This window comes from Escherichia sp. WS1368 (assembly GCF_046487485.1).
Lineage (GTDB): Bacteria > Pseudomonadota > Gammaproteobacteria > Enterobacterales > Enterobacteriaceae > Escherichia > Escherichia coli.
The window spans coordinates 1-19,037 of record NZ_JBJQJI010000029.1 but is presented as its reverse complement, the minus strand read 5'-3'; the positions used below and the strand labels follow the sequence as shown (position 1 = coordinate 19,037).

Annotated in this window: 18 protein-coding genes; 4 read left to right on the top strand and 14 right to left on the bottom strand. The window is 49.2% G+C overall.

The window, feature by feature from the left end; all coding sequences use genetic code 11:
- Positions 1–13: 13 nt before the first annotated feature.
- The 4 genes from ydcS to hicA all read right to left on the bottom strand — a co-directional run bounded on the left by ydcS (position 14) and on the right by hicA (position 3,527).
- A complete protein-coding gene (gene ydcS / locus ACJHYD_RS23590) occupies positions 14–1,159 on the bottom strand; it encodes a putative ABC transporter substrate-binding protein YdcS (protein ID WP_001551094.1) in 1,146 nt (381 codons plus the stop codon).
- Between the two features lie 244 nt (positions 1,160–1,403).
- Positions 1,404–2,810: a PLP-dependent aminotransferase family protein gene (locus tag ACJHYD_RS23585; protein ID WP_001551093.1), complete on the bottom strand. Its 1,407-nt coding sequence runs from the start codon at positions 2,808–2,810 to the stop codon at positions 1,404–1,406.
- Between the two features lie 78 nt (positions 2,811–2,888).
- Positions 2,889–3,305, bottom strand: a complete 417-nt coding sequence (gene hicB / locus ACJHYD_RS23580; RefSeq protein ID WP_076797675.1) for a type II toxin-antitoxin system antitoxin HicB — start codon at positions 3,303–3,305, stop codon at positions 2,889–2,891.
- A gap of 45 nt (positions 3,306–3,350) precedes the next feature.
- Complete coding sequence (hicA, locus tag ACJHYD_RS23575; protein WP_000813795.1) at positions 3,351–3,527, bottom strand: type II toxin-antitoxin system mRNA interferase toxin HicA; 177 nt, start codon at positions 3,525–3,527, stop codon at positions 3,351–3,353.
- A 221-nt stretch (positions 3,528–3,748) separates the two neighbouring features.
- On the opposite strand from hicA, the gene ACJHYD_RS23570 reads away from it, so the two are divergent.
- Positions 3,749–3,979 carry a YncJ family protein gene (locus ACJHYD_RS23570; RefSeq protein WP_023910283.1) on the top strand — a complete coding sequence of 77 codons (231 nt, stop codon included), beginning with the start codon at positions 3,749–3,751 and terminating at the stop codon, positions 3,977–3,979.
- A 91-nt stretch (positions 3,980–4,070) separates the two neighbouring features.
- On the opposite strand, the gene rlhA is transcribed toward ACJHYD_RS23570, so the two are convergent.
- Complete coding sequence (gene rlhA, locus ACJHYD_RS23565) at positions 4,071–6,032, bottom strand: 23S rRNA 5-hydroxycytidine C2501 synthase (RefSeq protein WP_001551090.1); 1,962 nt, start codon at positions 6,030–6,032, stop codon at positions 4,071–4,073.
- A 72-nt stretch (positions 6,033–6,104) separates the two neighbouring features.
- A complete protein-coding gene (gene sutR, locus ACJHYD_RS23560; RefSeq protein ID WP_001551089.1) occupies positions 6,105–6,641 on the bottom strand; it encodes a DNA-binding transcriptional regulator SutR in 537 nt (178 codons plus the stop codon).
- A gap of 52 nt (positions 6,642–6,693) precedes the next feature.
- On the opposite strand from sutR, the gene ydcO reads away from it, so the two are divergent.
- Entirely contained in the window at positions 6,694–7,905 is a 1,212-nt protein-coding gene (ydcO, locus tag ACJHYD_RS23555; protein ID WP_071591517.1) for a BenE family transporter YdcO, read from the top strand.
- Between the two features lie 34 nt (positions 7,906–7,939).
- On the opposite strand, the gene ACJHYD_RS23550 is transcribed toward ydcO, so the two are convergent.
- The 3 genes from ACJHYD_RS23550 to tehA form a co-directional block, all read right to left on the bottom strand.
- Entirely contained in the window at positions 7,940–8,608 is a 669-nt protein-coding gene (locus ACJHYD_RS23550; RefSeq protein ID WP_001261003.1) for a DUF3313 domain-containing protein, read from the bottom strand.
- 302 nt (positions 8,609–8,910) lie between these two features.
- Positions 8,911–9,504 (bottom strand): tellurite resistance methyltransferase TehB, encoded by a 594-nt coding sequence (tehB, locus tag ACJHYD_RS23545; protein ID WP_001551087.1) that lies wholly within the window; start codon positions 9,502–9,504, stop codon positions 8,911–8,913.
- A complete protein-coding gene (gene tehA, locus ACJHYD_RS23540; RefSeq protein ID WP_001296725.1) occupies positions 9,501–10,493 on the bottom strand; it encodes a dicarboxylate transporter/tellurite-resistance protein TehA in 993 nt (330 codons plus the stop codon). The genes tehB and tehA overlap by 4 nt, the downstream gene beginning before the upstream one ends.
- A 123-nt stretch (positions 10,494–10,616) precedes the next feature.
- Here tehA and ydcK point away from each other — a divergent pair, with 123 nt between their 5' ends.
- Positions 10,617–11,597, top strand: a complete 981-nt coding sequence (ydcK, locus tag ACJHYD_RS23535) for a YdcK family protein (protein WP_001551086.1) — start codon at positions 10,617–10,619, stop codon at positions 11,595–11,597.
- Here the strand turns inward: ydcK and rimL are convergent.
- The 4 genes from rimL to ACJHYD_RS23515 all read right to left on the bottom strand — a co-directional run bounded on the left by rimL (position 11,589) and on the right by ACJHYD_RS23515 (position 15,778).
- Entirely contained in the window at positions 11,589–12,128 is a 540-nt protein-coding gene (rimL, locus tag ACJHYD_RS23530; RefSeq protein ID WP_001523221.1) for a 50S ribosomal protein L7/L12-serine acetyltransferase, read from the bottom strand. The two genes, ydcK and rimL, sit on opposite strands and share 9 nt — an antisense overlap.
- Positions 12,129–12,190: 62 nt before the next feature.
- Positions 12,191–12,415, bottom strand: coding sequence for a YdcH family protein (locus tag ACJHYD_RS23525; protein WP_001296778.1), 225 nt, complete (start codon positions 12,413–12,415; stop codon positions 12,191–12,193).
- A 139-nt stretch (positions 12,416–12,554) separates the two neighbouring features.
- On the bottom strand, positions 12,555–14,210 hold the full coding sequence (gene opgD, locus ACJHYD_RS23520) for a glucan biosynthesis protein OpgD (RefSeq protein WP_000375956.1): 1,656 nt from the start codon (positions 14,208–14,210) through the stop codon (positions 12,555–12,557).
- A 224-nt stretch (positions 14,211–14,434) separates the two neighbouring features.
- On the bottom strand, positions 14,435–15,778 hold the full coding sequence (locus tag ACJHYD_RS23515; protein ID WP_000013807.1) for a VOC family protein: 1,344 nt from the start codon (positions 15,776–15,778) through the stop codon (positions 14,435–14,437).
- A gap of 216 nt (positions 15,779–15,994) precedes the next feature.
- On the opposite strand from ACJHYD_RS23515, the gene ACJHYD_RS23510 reads away from it, so the two are divergent.
- Entirely contained in the window at positions 15,995–16,918 is a 924-nt protein-coding gene (locus ACJHYD_RS23510) for a LysR substrate-binding domain-containing protein (protein WP_000414564.1), read from the top strand.
- 38 nt (positions 16,919–16,956) lie between these two features.
- Here the strand turns inward: ACJHYD_RS23510 and trg are convergent, their stop codons facing one another.
- Positions 16,957–18,597, bottom strand: a complete 1,641-nt coding sequence (trg, locus tag ACJHYD_RS23505; RefSeq protein WP_001551085.1) for a methyl-accepting chemotaxis protein Trg — start codon at positions 18,595–18,597, stop codon at positions 16,957–16,959.
- Between the last annotated feature and the right edge of the window lie 440 nt (positions 18,598–19,037).

Below are 19,037 nucleotides of genomic sequence, written 5' to 3'. Positions count from 1 at the left end.
CACCCCAGCGAAGTTAGCGACCGCCCATAATGGCAATGTAATCCTGCGTCCAGCGACTGTAGGGAACAAACTTGCCCCCTTCTGCTATAGGTGTTTTCCAGAAGGCGATTTTATCGAAATAGTTAAAACCGTTTGTTTCACACCCTTTCTCGCCTAATAACGGACTGGCTTTACACCCTTCCGGCACTACCGGTAACGAGCCAAACCAGGCCGCCACATCGCCCTGCACTTTTGGCGTTAATGACCAGTTCATCCATTTGTAGGCGCAAACCGGATGTTTCGCTTCACTATGTAGCATGGTGGTGTCAGCCCAACCGGTAACGCCCTCTTTCGGGAATAGGGTCGCGACAGGCTGGCCTTCGGCTTTCAGGGCGTTGGCCTGATAGGGCCATGCACTGGAAGCAACCACACCCTCGTTTTTGAAATCGCTCATTTGCACGGTAGTGTCATGCCAGTAGCGATGGATCAAACTATGTTGATCGCGCAGCACTTTCAGCACCGCCTGGTACTGTTCTTCGGTGAGTTGATACGGATCGCTGATGCCCAACTGCGGCTGAGTGGCTTTAACGAACAACGCAGCGTCCGCAATGTAGATAGGGCCATCATAAGCCTGAACGCGGCCTTTATTGCTCTTGCCGTCCGGCAGATTCTGCTCAACAAAAACCACTTGCCAGCTATCCGGCGGCGTCGGGAAGGTTTTAGTGTTGTACATCAACAGGTTCGGACCCCATTGGTAAGGTGTGCCATAAACTTTGCCACTAACGTTAAACCAGTCGCCTTTAACCACGCGCGGATCGAGCGTTTTCCAGTTGGGAATCAATGCGGTATTAATCGGCTGCACGCGTTTGCCCATAATCAGGCGCAGCGAGGCATCGCCGGATGCCGTAACCAGATCGTAACCCCCTTTGGTCATCAGACTGACCATTTCATCGGAAGTCGCGGCGGTTTTCACATTCACCGCGCAGCCAGTCTCTTTTTCGAATTGCGTTACCCAGTCGTATTGTTTATCAGTTTGTCCGCGTTCGATGTATCCCGGCCAGGCGATAATATCCAGTCGCCCTTCCGGTTTATCTAAATTGGTAGGTGGTTCGGCGGCGTGAGCGGTCATTATTGTCATGGTGAGCGCACACAGGCTGCTGCGGGCAAATGTCTTGCTCATAAAGTCTTACTCCTGTCGTAATTAATTGTTCAGCCGCCGTGCCGTAAAAATATCTCCTTGTTTAACCATAGACGGCGGCTAGCAGGCACACCTTCGCCCCTGAGAAAATTTAATCAGGTTGTGAGCTACCGCGCATTATGCCGTCTGTAAGGTTATCTTCTGGAGTATAGACAAGGAGTTAGGAAATATGACTGCTATTCGAAATTCATATTACTTAACCTGAGAGGAATTAAATTAAACGCTATTACAGTCGTTCTTGAATAAGTTTGCCTAATTGTTTAACCGCCTGTTCTTCGCGCTCGCCCCACTGCCACGCGGTATTAAAACGGAAAAAACGTGACCAGTTTTCACCGGTAGAAAACATTTTACCCGGCGCAATACTGATATGATGCGTCAGTGCTGCCAGGCTTAATTCGCCCGCATCTAACGGCGCGGGGAGCTCCAGCCAGAGAAAATAACCGCTGTCATTATGATGAATTTTCACTTCCGCAGGCAGATAACGCAGCAGTGCCTGCCAGGCACGTTGTTTACGCTCCGCAAGCTGGCGACGCAAGCGACGAAGATGGGCGTCGTATCGGCGCGTGGAAAGGTAATCCACCAGTGCAAGCTGCATCGGTGAGCTGGTGGAAAGCGTACTCATCAACTGCAAGCGTTGAATTTTACGTGCATGTTTTCCGGCGGCGACCCAACCAATACGAAAACCAGGCACCAGACATTTCGAAAACGAAGAGCAATGCAAAACGCCATCGTGGCGATCCCACGCTTTCGCAGGCAGCGGTTTTTCCCGTCCAAAATAAAGTTCGCTGTACACGTCATCTTCAATCAGCGTTACGTTGTACTGATTGAGCAACGCTACCAGCCGCGCTTTTTTCTGCGGCGTTAAGGTAAATCCGAGTGGATTCTGGCTATTAGTCATCAGCCAGCACGCTTTCACCGGATACTCCTGCAACGCCAGTTCCAGCGCCTTGAGATCAATCCCTTCTTTAACGTCCGTCGCCACCGATAACGCCTTCAGCCGTAACCGCTCCAGCGCCTGCAACGCGCCGTAGAAACAAGGATTCTCTACTATCACCCAATCGCCCGGTTCAGTGACCGCTTGTAAACTGAGGTTTAATGCCTCTAACGCCCCGGCGGTAATGACAATTTCATCAGGAGAAATAGTGATGCCCTGTAAGGCATAGCGACGAGCAATAGCCTGACGCAGTTCTGCGTTTCCTGGCGGTAAGTTTTCAATCACGCTCATCGCCGTGGCGGTTTTGCTTACCTGCGCCAGCGAGCGGTTGAGTTGTTGGAGGGGGAAAAGTCGCGGGTCGGGAAAGGCCGAGGCAAACGGAACTACCGACGGATCGCGACTGGCCTGCAACATATCAAAAATATAGGTGTTGATATCGACTGCTTCATCTCGAGTGACAGGAATGACTGGCGCTTTCGGCATTTTTATTGCCTGTGGCGCAACGTAATAACCCGACTGCGGTCGCGCGATAATATATCCCTGACTTTCGAGCAACTGATAGGCATGGCTCACGGTCATAAAGCTCATGCCAGAAAGCGCCACCTGGTCACGCAACGAAGGCAAACGATCGCCAGGTTGCCAGATACCCGACGCAATCTGCTCGCGTAATTGTTCTGCAAGCTGCTGGTATTTTTTCATTATCGAATCGTAATTATGTGCAGATGATTCGGCAGTCTATATCAGTTGTTAAAAATGACAACTTTTCGTTAACTGTAATTAAACCATCACCAGCGATAACTCTTTGCCAAGCGCCTTAGCCGCAAGCTGGACGGCGTCGATTTTTGTCGCATGGTGCAAGTTAAATAAGCGAGTAATTTCCTGTTTAGGTTTGCCAATTCGCCTGGCTAACTCTTGCTGAGTGATTTCTGACTGTAAAAAAGCATTTAACAGCAATACTTTAGAGGCGACGCTCAAAGGCACTTCAATAAAGTGATCGTGACTATTTGATGGCGAAGGTAAAGGGATAAGCTCGTTATCTTCAAAATAAAAATCAAATGCGGTCAGTAAAGCATCTTTTGCCGCTTCCATCGCTTCAGCGACAGTTTCGCCCTGGGTCAACGCTTCAGGGATATCCACAAAAGAAACCATATAACCGCCTTCCGGCGCGGGTGTAAGAGTGACGGGATAACGCATAATTTCGACTGTCTCTCGCATGTCATTAACCTTTTTAATTGGCGATTAACTCAAACCGAGTTGTTTCAGAATGGCTTTACGCAATGGTTCTTTAATCTCTTCGCTGGGGTGACGCGGCATGACACTGCGCCTCCCGTGAAACCTGAGTTTTAAATGGTTGCTGCCATTCGCTACATCGACGCCCTGAGATTCGAGCCAACGTCTGAACTCGCTTTGTTTCACATCGCCTCCCTGCCGCTGAGTATATCAACAAAGTAAACATTAGTGTTTACCTCCGTGTGTAATTTGCTCGAAAATAGCACTAAATCGCCGCAACGGCAGAATGCAATGCAAAATCAGGAAGGAAGATTCCATAATTTCTTTGCGCTAATTTGCAAAACTGAATAATAACCTCAAGAAACGATCGGCATCATAGCGGCAAAAGGTAAGAAAAAGGTGGCAGGATGTTTACGAAGGCGTTATCGGTTGTCTTATTAACGTGTGCGCTGTTCTCAGGACAACTCATGGCAGGGCACAAAGGACATGAATTTGTGTGGGTAAAGAATGTGGATCATCAGCTGCGTCATGAAGCGGACAGCGATGAATTGCGTGCTGTGGCGGAAGAGTCGGCGGAAGGTTTGCGCGAGCATTTTTACTGGCAACAATCGCGCAAACCAGAAGCGGGACAACGTTGAGTCATTTATTGCCGGATGCGGCGTGACGCCTTACCCGGCCAACAATATCATGCAGATTCAATAAGTTGTGAGTAACCAGAAAACTGGCATTTTACCCTTTTCGCTTCGGCAATGTTTTCAGCAGCTCATCCGGACTTACGGAGGCGACAACACTTCCCGGTAACGGCATTTTCAGAATGTGATTTTTAATTTTGCCGATGACGTGCATCTCGCATGGGCGGCAATCAAACTTTAGCGTTAATACTTCATCGCCGTTAACCAGTTGCATTGGCGTCGCCTTCCAGCTTTTGATATTGCCTTTCGCCTGTTTCGGGCACAGATTGAAGGCAAAGCGCAGACAATGCTTAGTGATCATCACCGGGACTTCGCCCTTCTCTTCATGTGCCTCATACGCCGCGTCAATCAGCTGCACACCGTAGCGATGATAAAATTCACGCGCTTTCTGGTTGTATACGTTCGCGAGGAAACTCAGATGCGTTTGCGGATAAACCGGCGCAGGATCAGCAACCGGTTTACGGCTGCCCCGCTGGTAACCGGCAAGACGTGCAGCATCCAGCATGTCGGCGGCTTCACGGCGGAACTGATTTAACAGACTGTTTGGTACAAACAGCGCACCCGGCAAATTAATTTGCACATCGCGGGCGTAATAGATGGTTTGCCCCAGTTTTGCCAGACCATCCTTTAGATTGTTCATTGCTTTTTCGGCGTTATTGGCTTCGTCGAACTGCCCGTCCAGCGTATGCGTGATGCTGACACCCTCTTCACTGGTGAGGGTCAGAATCAGTTGTTCCTGCCAGCCGCCCAGTTCAATGTCTACCGCCACCCGACGTTCGCTGGAGGTTTTTGTCAGTGCCTGCTGCCAGTTATGATCAAGATTACGGTTTAGTGGGTGATGCGGGCGAATTTTGTGCAACTCTGCTGGCATTTCATTGGGCCAGACGCGGTACTGATTTTCTCCGGTTTTCTCGACCGTATTGGCACGAAAGCCGACGACTTCACGTTTAATCATCACGTTCAGGCCGTCGCCATTTGCCAGTGGTTCGGAAACGGCAACATCGAGATGATCTTTCGCCACTTTCAATACTTCACCCACCGGCAGGCCGATAAATTTCGGCGAATCGAACGCGCCAATATCGCCTTTACGGGCATTCACAAAATAATCTGTGCTACCACGGTGGAAAGTCTTTTCCGTCGATGGAACAAAGAAATGTTCAGTACGACCTGATGAAGCACGCGTCAGATCGCCACGTTCTTCAATAATGGCATCCAGCATCTGGCGATAATGGGCGGTGATATTCTTCACGTAGCTCATATCTTTGTAACGCCCTTCAATCTTGAAGGAGCGTACGCCAGCATCAATCAGCGCGCCGAGGTTGGCAGTCTGATCGTTATCTTTCATCGACAGCAGATGTTTTTCATAGGAAACCACCCGCCCCTGATCGTCTTTCAATGTGTATGGCAAACGGCACGCCTGCGAGCAATCGCCACGGTTGGCGCTACGCCCTGTTTGCGCATGAGAAATGTAGCACTGACCCGAATAGGCCACGCACAGTGCGCCATGAATAAAGAATTCAATGGTCGCGTCCGTGGCCTGGTGAATCGCGCGGATCTGCTCAAGATTCAGCTCTCGCGCCAGCACAATCTGCGTGAAGCCAACATCAGAGAGGAACTTCGCTTTTTCTACTGTGCGAATATCGCACTGCGTACTGGCGTGCAGTTCAATCGGCGGAATATCAAGTTCCAGAATCCCCATATCCTGAACAATCAGCGCATCGACGCCGGTCTGGTAGAAGTCGGTAATCAGCCGTTGCGCAGGTTCCAGCTCATCATCATGCAAAATGGTGTTAAGCGTGACGAAAATTTTTGCACCATAACGATGGGCAAACGGCACCAGTTCGGCAATATCTTTCAGGCTATTACTGGCATTATGACGGGCACCAAAACCAGGGCCGCCGATATAAACAGCATCGGCACCGTGCAAAATAGCTTCGCGGGCAATGGCGGCATCGCGTGCCGGGCTTAACAGTTCAAGTCGATGAGAAGATACGGTCACATTCTTATCCAGTAGCTGAAAAATGGCGGCTATTTTAGCCACAAGCGCGACGTTGCGAAATAGTTTTCCCGCTTAACTGCGCGGGTAATGGATGAGGGAATGAAAATGTACGATTTGCTCCCCACCATTACGATAGACATGCGTAACGTCTGCAGCAAATCGAGCGCCTTTTCCACAATTAAGGCTCTGCCATTCACCATCAACGCACAGATCAAGTTGCCCATCAATGACGACAACATGTTCGATTACTCCCTTCTCATGGGGCGTCGATTCGCTTATTGCACCGGGTGCCATCTGAATCGAGAAGTGTTCAAAGCAGAGTTGTGGATCATAAGGAAACAGCGAAGTGATCACCATCGCCTGCTGTTGCGGATCATAAACTGAAGGCGTAGCGGACTGCGGCGGAGAAATAAATGTCGAAAATGGCACATTCAACCCGGTGGCAATTTTCCATAATGTCGCGACCGTCGGGCTGGACTCATTACGCTCAATCTGCCCTAACATCGCTTTAGAAACGCCCGTCGCTTCTGCCAGTCGCGAAAGACTCCAGCCATGCTGCTGACGTAGTTGTTTAAGTGTGGTGGATAAAAAGCGAGCGAGATTTTCCATGCGACTCCTCCGGCAAAACGGAAGTTTATCACTTGTGCGTTATAACGGACAAATGCTACGGTACCTGTACGTTATAACGCACGAGGTGACTATGCGTCTGTTTTCTATTCCTCCGCCCACGCTACTTGCGGGGTTTCTGGCGGTATTAATTGGCTACGCCAGTTCAGCGGCAATAATCTGGCAAGCAGCGATTGTCGCCGGAGCCACCACTGCACAAATCTCTGGCTGGATGACGGCGCTGGGGCTGGCAATGGGCGTCAGTACGCTGACTCTGACATTATGGTATCGCGTACCTGTTCTCACTGCATGGTCAACGCCTGGCGCGGCTTTGTTGGTCACCGGATTGCAGGGACTAACACTTAACGAAGCCATCGGCGTTTTTATTGTCACCAACGCGTTAATAGTCCTCTGCGGCATAACGGGACTCTTTGCTCGTCTGATGCGCATTATTCCGCACTCGCTTGCGGCGGCAATGCTTGCCGGGATTTTATTACGCTTTGGTTTACAGGCGTTTGCGAGCCTGGATGGTCAATTTACGTTGTGTGGCAGTATGTTGCTGGTATGGCTGGCAACCAGGGCCGTTGCGCCGCGCTATGCGGTAATTGCCGCGATGATTATTGGGATCGTCATCGTTATCGCGCAGGGTGACGTTGTCACAACTGATGTTGTCTTTAAACCCGTTCTCCCCACTTATATCACCCCTGATTTTGCGTTTGCTCACAGTCTGAGCGTTGCACTTCCCCTTTTTCTGGTGACGATGGCATCGCAAAACGCACCGGGTATCGCAGCAATGAAAGCAGCCGGATATTCGGCTCCTGTTTCGCCATTAATTGTATTTACTGGATTGCTGGCACTGTTTTTTTCCCCTTTCGGCGTTTATTCCGTCGGTATTGCGGCAATCACCGCGGCTATTTGCCAAAGCCCGGAAGCGCATCCGGATAAAGATCAACGTTGGCTGGCCGCTGCCGTTGCAGGCATTTTCTATTTGCTCGCAGGTCTGTTTGGTAGTGCCATTACCGGGATGATGTCTGCCCTGCCCGTAAGTTGGATCCAGATGCTGGCAGGTCTGGCGCTGTTGAGTACCATTGGCGGCAGTTTGTATCAGGCGCTGCATAATGAGCGTGAGCGAGACGCGGCGGTGGTGGCATTTCTGGTAACGGCAAGTGGATTGACGCTGTTCGGGATTGGTTCTGCGTTTTGGGGATTAATTGCCGGAGGCGTTTGTTACGTGGTGTTGAATTTAATCGCTAACAGAAACCGATAATAAAAAGCGCCATCTAACGATGGCGCGTCTGGAACTACTTTTTGTTAACGTCAAACATGGTGGCATCGGTCGCCATGTCATCAATAACTTGTTTAATATTTTCGAAAGCCATTGGCGTACTTTCGTTATTCAGGTCTTTACCTTCGCCCTGACGAACGACTTTGATAACCGGTTTATTAGTCGCTGCATCAATCAGCTCACCTTCAAAATAGAGGCGAGTATCCATGGTACGGTGGCCTGTAGCCATTTGCGTCCCCGCAACCACTAATGCAACAGGAACCACTTCATAGAATTGCAGCCCTTCTTTGCTGGTATCTACACCGGTAATGGCCCCACGGAAAATCAGACTATGCGGCCCAGCGGTGGTAACCAGTGGTTTACGCTGCGCTATCGCTTCTTTCATTTCGGTGTTGGTATAGTTCAAAATTTTATCCAGAACTTTCTGCCCTACCTGGGTAGAAGGTTTCGGTACCGGATAATAAGTGATTGGGTTCCAGACGATGCTGTCATATTTGCTTTGATCAAAACTCGGGTCTACCCAACGTAAAACAGGTTTACCTGTTGCCGAGGTTGTTTCTTTTAAATCAGAGTAATTGTTTAAAAAACCAGAATATTTATCTGGCTGGGTGATTTTAGAGGCACAACCAGACAGAGCCAACAAGCCGCATAAAGCTGCAACTTTCGCAAATGATGTGGTACGCATGAATAGTTTCCTGAGATGATTATATTACTTTCTAAGTTATAGCAAAAAGCGCCGCTTCGTGTTGTGGCAAAAAAAGTGTTGGTGAAAATAAATTTTTTAGCCCCTTTTCAGACGACATAGTCAATGTCGAAAAAGGGGCTAAGTCAATCATCAGTAGTTAAATTTCAGTAAGTTAAGCGGCTAAAAAACTTCGACTACTGTGATTAATTTCACATCCCTTCGATAAAAAATATGCTTACCGAAAAGAAGAACAGTAAACCATCTCAGCGTGGGGAATTTTCACGCGCTTTGTTCTTACCGGATCATTTTTTACGTGCCAGCATCGTGGCGAAACGCAGTTTAATACGATTACCGTTGGCGTCGGTGCGGTGCAGCTCGCCGACGTCTTCATTGTATTTCACCATCTCCCAGCCTTCGTAATATCGACGTAATTCCCCCTCTTTGAAGGCAAACGGGAAGCCGACGGTACATGGATAATCAGCGGTATCCATCGCCGCCACAATCAGGTTGTAACCGCCAGGTTTAGTGCAACGTTGCATATTGGCAATCAGCCCTGGGATGGTTTTAGCCTCAAGGAACATCAGCACCACAGTCGAAAGAATAAAATCGTACTGTCCATCAAATGTGAGGTTATTCAGATCAACGACCCGGGTGTGTAAATTATCCAGATTTTCAATGGACTTAATGCGCTCGACGTTGGCGACACTCATGGCATTTTTATCCCATGCGTCAACATCATAACCATTGGCTGCCAGGTAAAGACTGTTACGACCATTGCCACAGCCCAGATCCAGCGTTTTACCCGGTTTAACCACTTTCACCGCTTCCAGCACTTCAGAGTGTGTGCGGGTTAATTCATATTTATCAGTAAAATAGTTTTCATCACGAATGATCATTCTTTGTCCTCTGCTTTCATTAAAACGGCGCGCTCGGTTCTGACTAACAATTTTCCCTGCATCAGAAGCGCAAAAGTACGGATGAGCAGTATTGCAATAATAAAATTGGTAAAGATAAACAGCGGCACCGCCAGCGTATGGAAAAATCCATTATCGCTGCCACTCCCCAGATGCAAACCGGTGGTTGCCAGTGCAGATACGCCGAACGAGAAACTCCAGAATGAAGCATTAAATGGCTGGGAGAGATACCATGGCATCAGACGTAGCATAAACAGCAGTTGCAGCAGTCCATAACCGAAAAGCATTTTCGCCAGCGTGTCACCCTCGCCGCCGTTGACGCTCAGCCAGGCACTACAGGCCACCAGTGCAGGAGCGAGCTGAATGCCGAGTGAGGTCCGCAGTGCCGTGGGTAATTCTCCCGAACTGCGCAGACGCTGCAAGATCACAGGTTCAAGGCTTAGCCATGAGAAAACGCCTGCGCCTAAAAACACCAGACCTGCGTCGGTGTAGCCCAACGCACCACAGGCCATTGCGCTGATAAAGTTGTTGGCAACTGTCGGCAGATACAGTCCAGGCGTGGTAGCTTCTTCAGGGTGAGATCCGCGCCATAATCCCGCAGTTTGCCATGCGGCATAAGCCAGTTGCACCACGACACCAAAACTGAACAGGCACACCGCCAGTGGACGAAACCACGGAACAAAACCAATCGCCACCAGCATCGTCGTTGCCGGAAACAAACTCACAAAACTGCTCAGCACTGGATGGCGAACTTCCGCCAGCACGCTATGCGGAAAGCGTATGAGTCGGGTAATAAATGCGCTAGTCAATAATCCCCAGATGATCATCGCCAGAATCACTAGCCCATCCCCTAACCAGTGGCTGACCTGCCAAACCTGGCTGGCATAGCGCCAGGCAAATCCCATCCCTATCGTCCCCAACACAATACCAAAGTAGCCTGCCGGCAAATTGAGCACTTTATCGCTCTGCATCTTCTTACTCATTTTGTTTAATTTATAAAGTACATTTGAAATGCATTTTATGGAATTTTCTCGAGCATAGCCAGAGCCGCAGAATTTGCTACGGTTATAGTAAGTCACCTGTGGGAAAACGCTATGCGCAAATATCGTCTAAGTGAAGAACAGCGAGCCTTTAGTTATCAGGAAGATGGCACTAAAAAAAGTGTGTTATTACGGCAGATTATCGCCATTAGCGATTTTAACGATGTGATAGCAGGAACCGCTGGCGGCTGGATCGATCGCGAAACGGTGTTAGCACAGGAAGGAAATTGCTGGATTTACGATCAGAATGCTATTGCGTTCGGCGGAACGGTGATTTCCGGTAATACGCGTATCACCGGCACCAGCGTTCTTTGGGGAGAGGTTTACGCAACGGATAACGTCTGGATCGATAATAGTGAAATCAGCCAGGATGCATATATAAGTGACAGCGTCACCATTCGTGACTCATTAGTTTGTGGTCAATGTAGAATATTTGGTCACGCCTTAATTGATCAACATTCTATGATCGTCGCCGCACAAGGCTTAACGCCCGACCATCAACTCCTGCTACAAATTTATGATCGCGCAAGGGTTAGCGCCTCGCGTATTGTTCACCAGGCACAAATTTATGGCGATGCCGTCGTCCGGTATGCTTTTATTGAACATCGCGCCGAAGTTTTTGATTTTGCCAGCGTTGAAGGTAATGAAGAGAACAACGTCTGGCTATGCGATTGCGCTAAAGTCTACGGTCACGCGCAGGTGAAAGCTGGCATAGAAGAAGATGCCATTCCGACGATTCATTACAGTTCGCAGGTGGCGGAATATGCCATTGTGGAAGGTAATTGTGTGTTAAAACATCATGTATTGATTGGCGGAAATGCCGTGGTACGTGGCGGACCGATTCTGCTCGACGAGCACGTTGTAATACAAGGTGAGAGCCGTATTACAGGTGCGGTGATAATTGAAAAACATGTGGAGTTAACCGACCACGCCGTCGTTGAAGCCTTTGATGGCGACACGGTTCATGTCCGTGGTCCAAAAGTCATTAACGGCGAGGAGCGCATTACGCGAACGCCGCTGGCAGGGTTATTGTGAATCGATAATACGCGCGTATAAGTTCACATCATCATAGGCATCATTCAGGAACTCAGCCTGTTTCAGACAACCTTCAAGGATAAAACCATTGCGCAAGGCGACCTGGTTGCTTTGCACATTGTCCACCCGACATTTGATCACGAAGCGTCTAAGTTCACCAGACTGGGCGTAATGATGAATCAATGCCTGCAGCGCCTGAGAAATGATCCCCTGCCCCTGATGAGATTCGTCCAGCCAGTAGCCGATTTCAGCGGTTTTATTCAGTGGTTCAATACGATTAAACGAGATAACGCCGATAAGTTCATCTTCTTTGAAAATCATGAACATTTTGGCATATCCGCGTTGATGCAACATTACATTGCCCTGCACCGTTTTTCGCGTGTCCTCTTCACTTTGAACAAACTGCGGCCAGTTTAGCGACTGCTGTAACCAGGTTTTATTTTTACAGATTAACTGATAAAGAGGTGTGACGTGATTTTCTGCAACAGCATGTAATTCAAGTGATTCGCTTACTTTTATCGTTTCGGTCATCTTATCTCCAGTCAATCCATGCAGTTGTTAAAAAAGCCGCCTGGCTGGCGGCTTAGGAAAGTTTACACCTCTTTGACGCTCTCCTGCTGCAGGATTTTGAGCATCTCATCTTTTAACTGTAGCTTTTGTTTTTTCATGCGGACCACTTCCGCATTGTACCCTCGACCGTCGGAACCTTCCTTTCTGGCAATTTCATGATCAAGTTTATTGTGTTTATCGAACAAGGACATAAAGCGAGGATTTTCGTTTTTCAGACGGGATATTAAATCTCGGTATTCTGGAAACATACGCACTCCCTGTTAGTGGCTGACAAGGTGTATCTGAAATACACACTATCAGATTACTCATTTAACTTAGGGAAAAATGCGAGCGGGATCGTGTTTAACCAGACGGCACCTCCCGAAGAAGGTGCCGAAGAAAAAACGATTAACTCATCACGCGGTCGTCAACATACTGACGTTTATCCGGCGCTGGCGGGAAATACTGATACAGCCATGTTTCACTGATAGCGTCGCCCTGACAACGCAGATACATCCGCATATCGACCGGATCAGTGGAGTCCGAAGTCGGATACCAGTCAAACTGAATACGATAACCATCAATGGGTTCAATATAGAGAATTTCGATTTGCTTCGCTTCCCCACTGGAAAGCGTAATCACCGGCTCAATGCCTTTTGGTGCGGCAGCTTTCAGATCACCACCAACGAAATCGACGGCAAAACGACGCGCCCATTTTTCGGGATAGTGTTCACCTGGCGCCCAACCTTCCGGGAAACCGCCCATGCCGGTACGCGTCGCCATAACGCGCGCTAATGGGCAATGAACAGGCGGTTGCGCACTCCAGTACAGACGATACTGGAATGCAAACTCATCACCCGCTTTTACAGCTTTTTCTGGCTGCCAGAAGCAGACAATGTTATCCAGCGTTTCACCCGTAGTTGGGATTTCCATCAGGCCGATGGTGCCCTTACCCCACTTGTTACGCGGTTCCACCCACAGACTTGGGCGTTTGTTATACCAGCCCATAATGTCCTGATAATGAGAGAAATCACGATCCAGTTGCAATAAACCAAACCCTTTCGGGTTGTTGTCGGTGTAAGCATTGAACTGCAATTTTTGCGGATTGTTCAGCGGACGGCAAATCCACTCGCCGTTGCCCCGCCACATGGACAGACGATCAGAGTCATGGATTTGCGGATGAATGGTGTCGCACATCCGACGTTCATTAGTACCGCAGCTGAACATGCTGGTCATCGGCGCAATGCCCAGCTGTTTAATGTCTTTGCGCGCATACAGGTGATTTTCCACATCCATAATCACCTGACTTTTCTCACAATGGATAGTGAACTTATAGGCACCAGTAATGCTGGCGCTATCGAGCAACGCATAAACGGTAAAGGTGGTTGCCCCCGGTTTTACCGTATCAAACCAGAAGGCGGTAAAGTCGGGGAACTCTTCTTTACTGTCGGTGTAAGTGTCGATCGCCAGGCCGCGAGCCGATAGACCGTATTGATATGTGTCGTCAACGGCGCGGAAATAACTCGCACCGAGGAATGATACGACATCACGGCGCGCCAGTTCGGGGGCTTTAAACACGCGAAAACCGGCAAAACCGAGATCGCTTTGCCCTTCTAATTGTTTGGTATCAACACCCGCATCGTTGTATTTGAACAACTCCGGGCGAAAGTGAATTTCACGCGCCAGATGTGTTGCGGGATCTACAGAAAACATACGAACGCGGCGACGGAATCCCATTCCCATATGGAAGAACTGAGCGTCCAGTTGACGGTTCTCAACGTTATGCCAGAGCGATTTTTCGGCGTCGTATTGAATACTGTTATAAGCCTGCGGCGTCATTGTCGCCAGAGTGTCAGGTAACGGACGCGGCGCACCTCGCCACGCTGTTTGCGCTAAGTCGTGCGCCATTGACTGTAGAATGGAGAAGTCAAAACGTTGGGTTTGCCCGTCGGCAATATCAGAATCTGCCGCGAATGCCGCCTGAGAAAAAAGAGAAGCAATGCCGCTGGTACCGCACACGGCGGCCATAGCCATTGAACCTTTAATAAATCGTCTACGATCCATACCTGAAAGTGAGTCCTTCTGGTGTTGTGAATGGTCCCGCGCTGGTCGTTTTCAGCGGCAAGAAAGTGCTTATTTATGGCCGCTCACTCTAGACAATATTTATTAATAATCCAATTGTTGAACTGAGAGAATATGCATAAATCGGCAATTTTTTTATGTCGATGGGATGAGCCTGATTCGTTTGTAAAATCAGGCAAATTTTTGCAAAGGCGGATGGTCAGAGTTTAAAGCAAACCACAGCGACGTTTACTGCGTTCTTCCGCTTCCTGATAAAGCTGGAACTCATCCAAAACCGGGCAGCCCAACGCCTGCTCAAATGCTTCGCGACTGGCATTACCGTGACTGCGTGCCTGCGTTTCATTACCCAGATTTGACTGGAAGATCCCCGCCGCGCTAACAGGCAAGAAATCTTCATAGGTAATGGGTTGCGCCACTACCCAACCACGTTCAATTAAGGGCTGTGGATCGTCTCCGGAATGAATCGCCTGACGATGCGCCTCACCTGAAGGCGTTAGACGGTACCGGAACCATGCCAACCCTTGCTGACGCATTAAAAACTCACTGTCAGGAAAAGTGCGGAAGGTTTCCTGTAAATGCATTTGGTGAGTGAGATTATCCTGCCCGGTTCCAGCGTTACGCAGAAGATCATCATACAGTTGTCGCCCTTTCGGCGTTAATGCCACACCACGCTGCTCTATTTCACCAAAGCGCGCGGTATGCGTACCCTGTTTCTGCCCTGCAAACAACACCGTCTCTTCCAGTGCTTTAAAGCTGGTCTGGCGTAGTAAAATCGGTACCTCGCGGCGCGGCGGCCCTTCGATCAGAATTTTGGGTTCAATCCCGCATTCAGGCATCATCGACTGCACCCGGTCAATATCCAGCGTACGTGGCGTCAGGTGGTTGATATGGCATCCAGGAAAACAGACCACATCAGCAATTAACCGATGTTCGTTGTGCAAGGCGCGATAGGTTTCTTCATCTACCGTTGCTGACTGGTGCCAACGAAACGTTTCCAGGGCTTCCTGCACAAACTCCTGTGCCTGTGTTTCGTTAAAACCGCCCCGCTGCTCATATTCCTCTAACAGTTGTCGACAACGTGGGGTGAAGATATCGCGCTGACGCAGAATCTCCGCCGCTTTCTGGCGCAAAATTTCGTTCTCGATAAGCTCAAGGCGGAGTAATGAAGTAAAAACGCGGAAGGGATTACGCGCCAGAGAAGCATCATCAATGGGCCGAAATGCTGTCGAATGTACCGGCACCCCCGCCTGCGAGAGATCGTAATAGCTCACCGGGTACATCCCCATAATGGCAAACATCCGCCGAAGAGTAGCAAGCTCTTGTGCAGTCCCAACACGAATCGCCCCATGACGTTCAACATTCAGTCGCGCCAGCTCGTCTGCATTTACCATTTTTTCGTGCAGTTGAGGATTGTTTTCCAGCACAGCCAGATTCACATCAGCTACCAGTTCCAGCAGCGTGCCGTACTGCGGAACTTCTTGCTGGTACATGGCTGACATTGCCTGCGAAAACTGTTCCCGAATCTCATCCGCCGTGATGCTGTTCGCCATAGTGTCTGCCTCCAGTGGTCAGTAATCTGGAGTGTAGGTAACCGCATTCACTCCGGCGGGAAGAATTTACAAACTGTGATCTCGCCGCGAAAACATCAATATTATCCATTTTGCTGTAACATAATTGCTTTAATTGTTAATAATATTTTGCAATCAAGTTATCATAATCAAACAACTTCACTTGTCAGCGACACCGCTTCGTTTTTAACATCGCTTATGGAAAAAAATAGTCTGTTTAGTCAGCGCATCCGTTTGCGCCACCTTCATACATTCGTAGCTGTCGCACAACAAGGAACTTTGGGGCGCGCGGCTGAAACCCTTAATTTGAGTCAACCTGCGCTCTCTAAAACATTGAATGAACTGGAGCAACTGACGGGCGCTCGCTTGTTTGAGCGTGGTCGTCAGGGGGCGCAACTTACCTTACCCGGCGAACAATTTTTAACGCATGCAGTCAGAGTTCTTGACGCCATCAACACTGCCGGACAGTCGCTTCATCGTAAAGAAGGTCTTAATAATGATGTCGTCAGGGTTGGTGCACTACCTACTGCGGCACTGGGGATATTACCTTCGGTTATAGGTCAGTTTCATCAGCAACAAAAAGAAACGACCTTGCAAGTTGCGACAATGAGTAACCCTATGATTCTGGCGGGTTTGAAAACCGGGGAAATCGATATCGGCATTGGTCGGATGTCAGATCCTGAACTGATGACCGGGCTTAATTACGAACTGCTGTTTCTTGAATCGCTGAAGCTGGTTGTCCGCCCCAATCATCCGCTACTTCAGGAGAACGTAACGCTAAGCCGGGTGCTGGAATGGCCGGTCGTTGTATCACCAGAAGGCACTGCGCCACGCCAGCATTCAGATGCATTAGTGCAGAGCCAGGGATGTAAAATTCCTTCGGGTTGTATCGAAACGCTGTCTGCTTCGCTATCTCGTCAACTTACGGTTGAATACGACTACGTGTGGTTTGTCCCTTCTGGCGCGGTAAAAGACGACCTGCGTCATGCCACGCTGGTGGCCCTGCCTGTTCCGGGACATGGTGCAGGCGAACCGATTGGAATACTGACCCGCGTAGATGCAACGTTCTCTTCTGGTTGCCAGTTGATGATTAACGCTATTCGAAAATCAATGCCGTTCTGAAAGGTGAAGGGATCTGTCGATCCCTTCCTTGAACATTTTCACACCGTAGCGAAACTAACTTGTTCACCCGCTCCGCGAGGTTCTGCCAACACAGAATGTTTGTTCAGACGGAATACGTCCACCGCCTCAGTTAATCGTGCCGCCTGTTCTTCAAGGGACACCGCCGCCGCTGAGGCCTCTTCTACCAGAGAAGCATTCTGTTGCGTCACCTTATCCATTTCAGAAATCGCCTGGCTAACCTGAGTTATGCCTCTGCTTTGTTCATCCGAGGCAGCGGCGATTTCCTGCATGATATGTGTGACACTCGCGACGGCATCAACAATAGTGCTCATGGTTTTCCCTGCCATTGCCACCTCATCCGACCCCAGGTCAATTAACCTGACTGATTCACTGATCAAGCCTTCAATCTCTTTCGCCGCCTGAGCGCTGCGGCTTGCGAGTGTCCGTACTTCGCTGGCGACAACGGCAAATCCACGCCCTTGCTCACCCGCTCGCGCGGCTTCAACGGCAGCATTCAGTGCCAGAATATTCGTCTGGAAAGCAATACTGTTGATGACGGCGGTGATCTCAGAAATTTTCTTCGAACTCGTGGAGATAGCGCCCATCGTTTTTACTACACCGGAAACCGTCTGCCCGCCATCGCTGGCTTTAATAGAAGCCTCTTGCGCCAGTTTGCTGGCATGATGCGCGTTATCCGCATTCTGTTTCACCGTCGCAGTAAGTTGCTCCATGCTGGCGGCAGTTTGTTCGATAGCCGCCGCTTGTTCTTCGGTGCGAGATGACAGGTCCGCATTGCCAGCTGAAATTTCGCTGGTGCCACGATAAATCTCTTCCGCACCCTGTCGAACAGTCCCTACTGTCATCCCCAGTGAATGCTGCATTTGCTGTAAATGACGACTTAAGCGACCGATTTCATTACGACCCGCCGGTTCATCATTCATCGTCAGATCGCCACTGGCGATTTTTTCAATCCGTTGTGCGGCATGTTGCAGTGGACGAATGACGATCCGACGTAGCACTATAAATGTTATCAGCGTCATGACCAGGGCAAGCACAAACGCGCCAATCATGAACATCCCACCCAGGCGGGTGCGCTGATGGGCCAGTTCCGCCAGTTGGTTGGCTCTGGCGCTACGTATCTTAACGGCTTTGCTCAAAATATCGGTATAAGCATTATCCAGCGGTCGGATCTGCTCACTTTCATGATTGATAATCGCTTCAAACATGCCATTTTTGGCATATTTCAACATCGGTTGCATACCCGTGATATAAGCCTGGAAGCGTTGATTTAATTCAGTGTCGAGGGCTTCATCAGCAGGTGTTTTCACCGACCGATTCTGATAAGCACGATAACCTTGCTGCGACTGTTTAATCTCCGATTCGGCTTGCGCAATATTTCGCTTCATTGCTTCCATTTCAGCAATACGACTCGCAGCACCAGCCTGAATCATATTGATCCGGGCTGAACGCAAAAAATCTGAACTGTTCGCTAACCCGGTCCGAATCTCAATCTCCGCAGTAACATCACGCTGATCGCGATCGGCCTGCCAAAGGAAATAGCCGGCCAGGGCTGAACTTAATGCGAATAGAACTAAGATACCGCCAAGAATGCAGGCAAATAACGGAACCAGCCTGATGTGATGCAAAAAACCTAATCGCTGTGAGGGAGTTGTATTCATTACCGTTGTCTCTCTTCCAGGTTTACTCCTGATAGAAAGTCATCGGCACTTGACGGTAATTTCTTACGACCAAAAACCTCTTTGCGTCACATTTTTACAACAATTATGGCAGAGAAGAATAATGCCATTGGAATGAAGAGAGTAACGAATGATTAAACTGGCTAAACCGAATGACGAAAAATTCTGGAAAACAGCACGCAATTTCGTGAAGTGATTATTTTCGTCCCTAAGGAAACCTCATAGGATGCCTGCGGGTGCCTGAGACTTTCTGTTTTCAGGCTAACCGGGAATCAGAAAGACGAAGGCCCCGACCGATATTTCTATCAAACTGTACTGCACCCATTTTGTTGGACGATGAAATGGAATAGCCCCTAATATGTCAAAGCCAAAATACCCTTTTGAAAAGCGCCTTGAAGTCGTGAATCACTACTTCACAACTG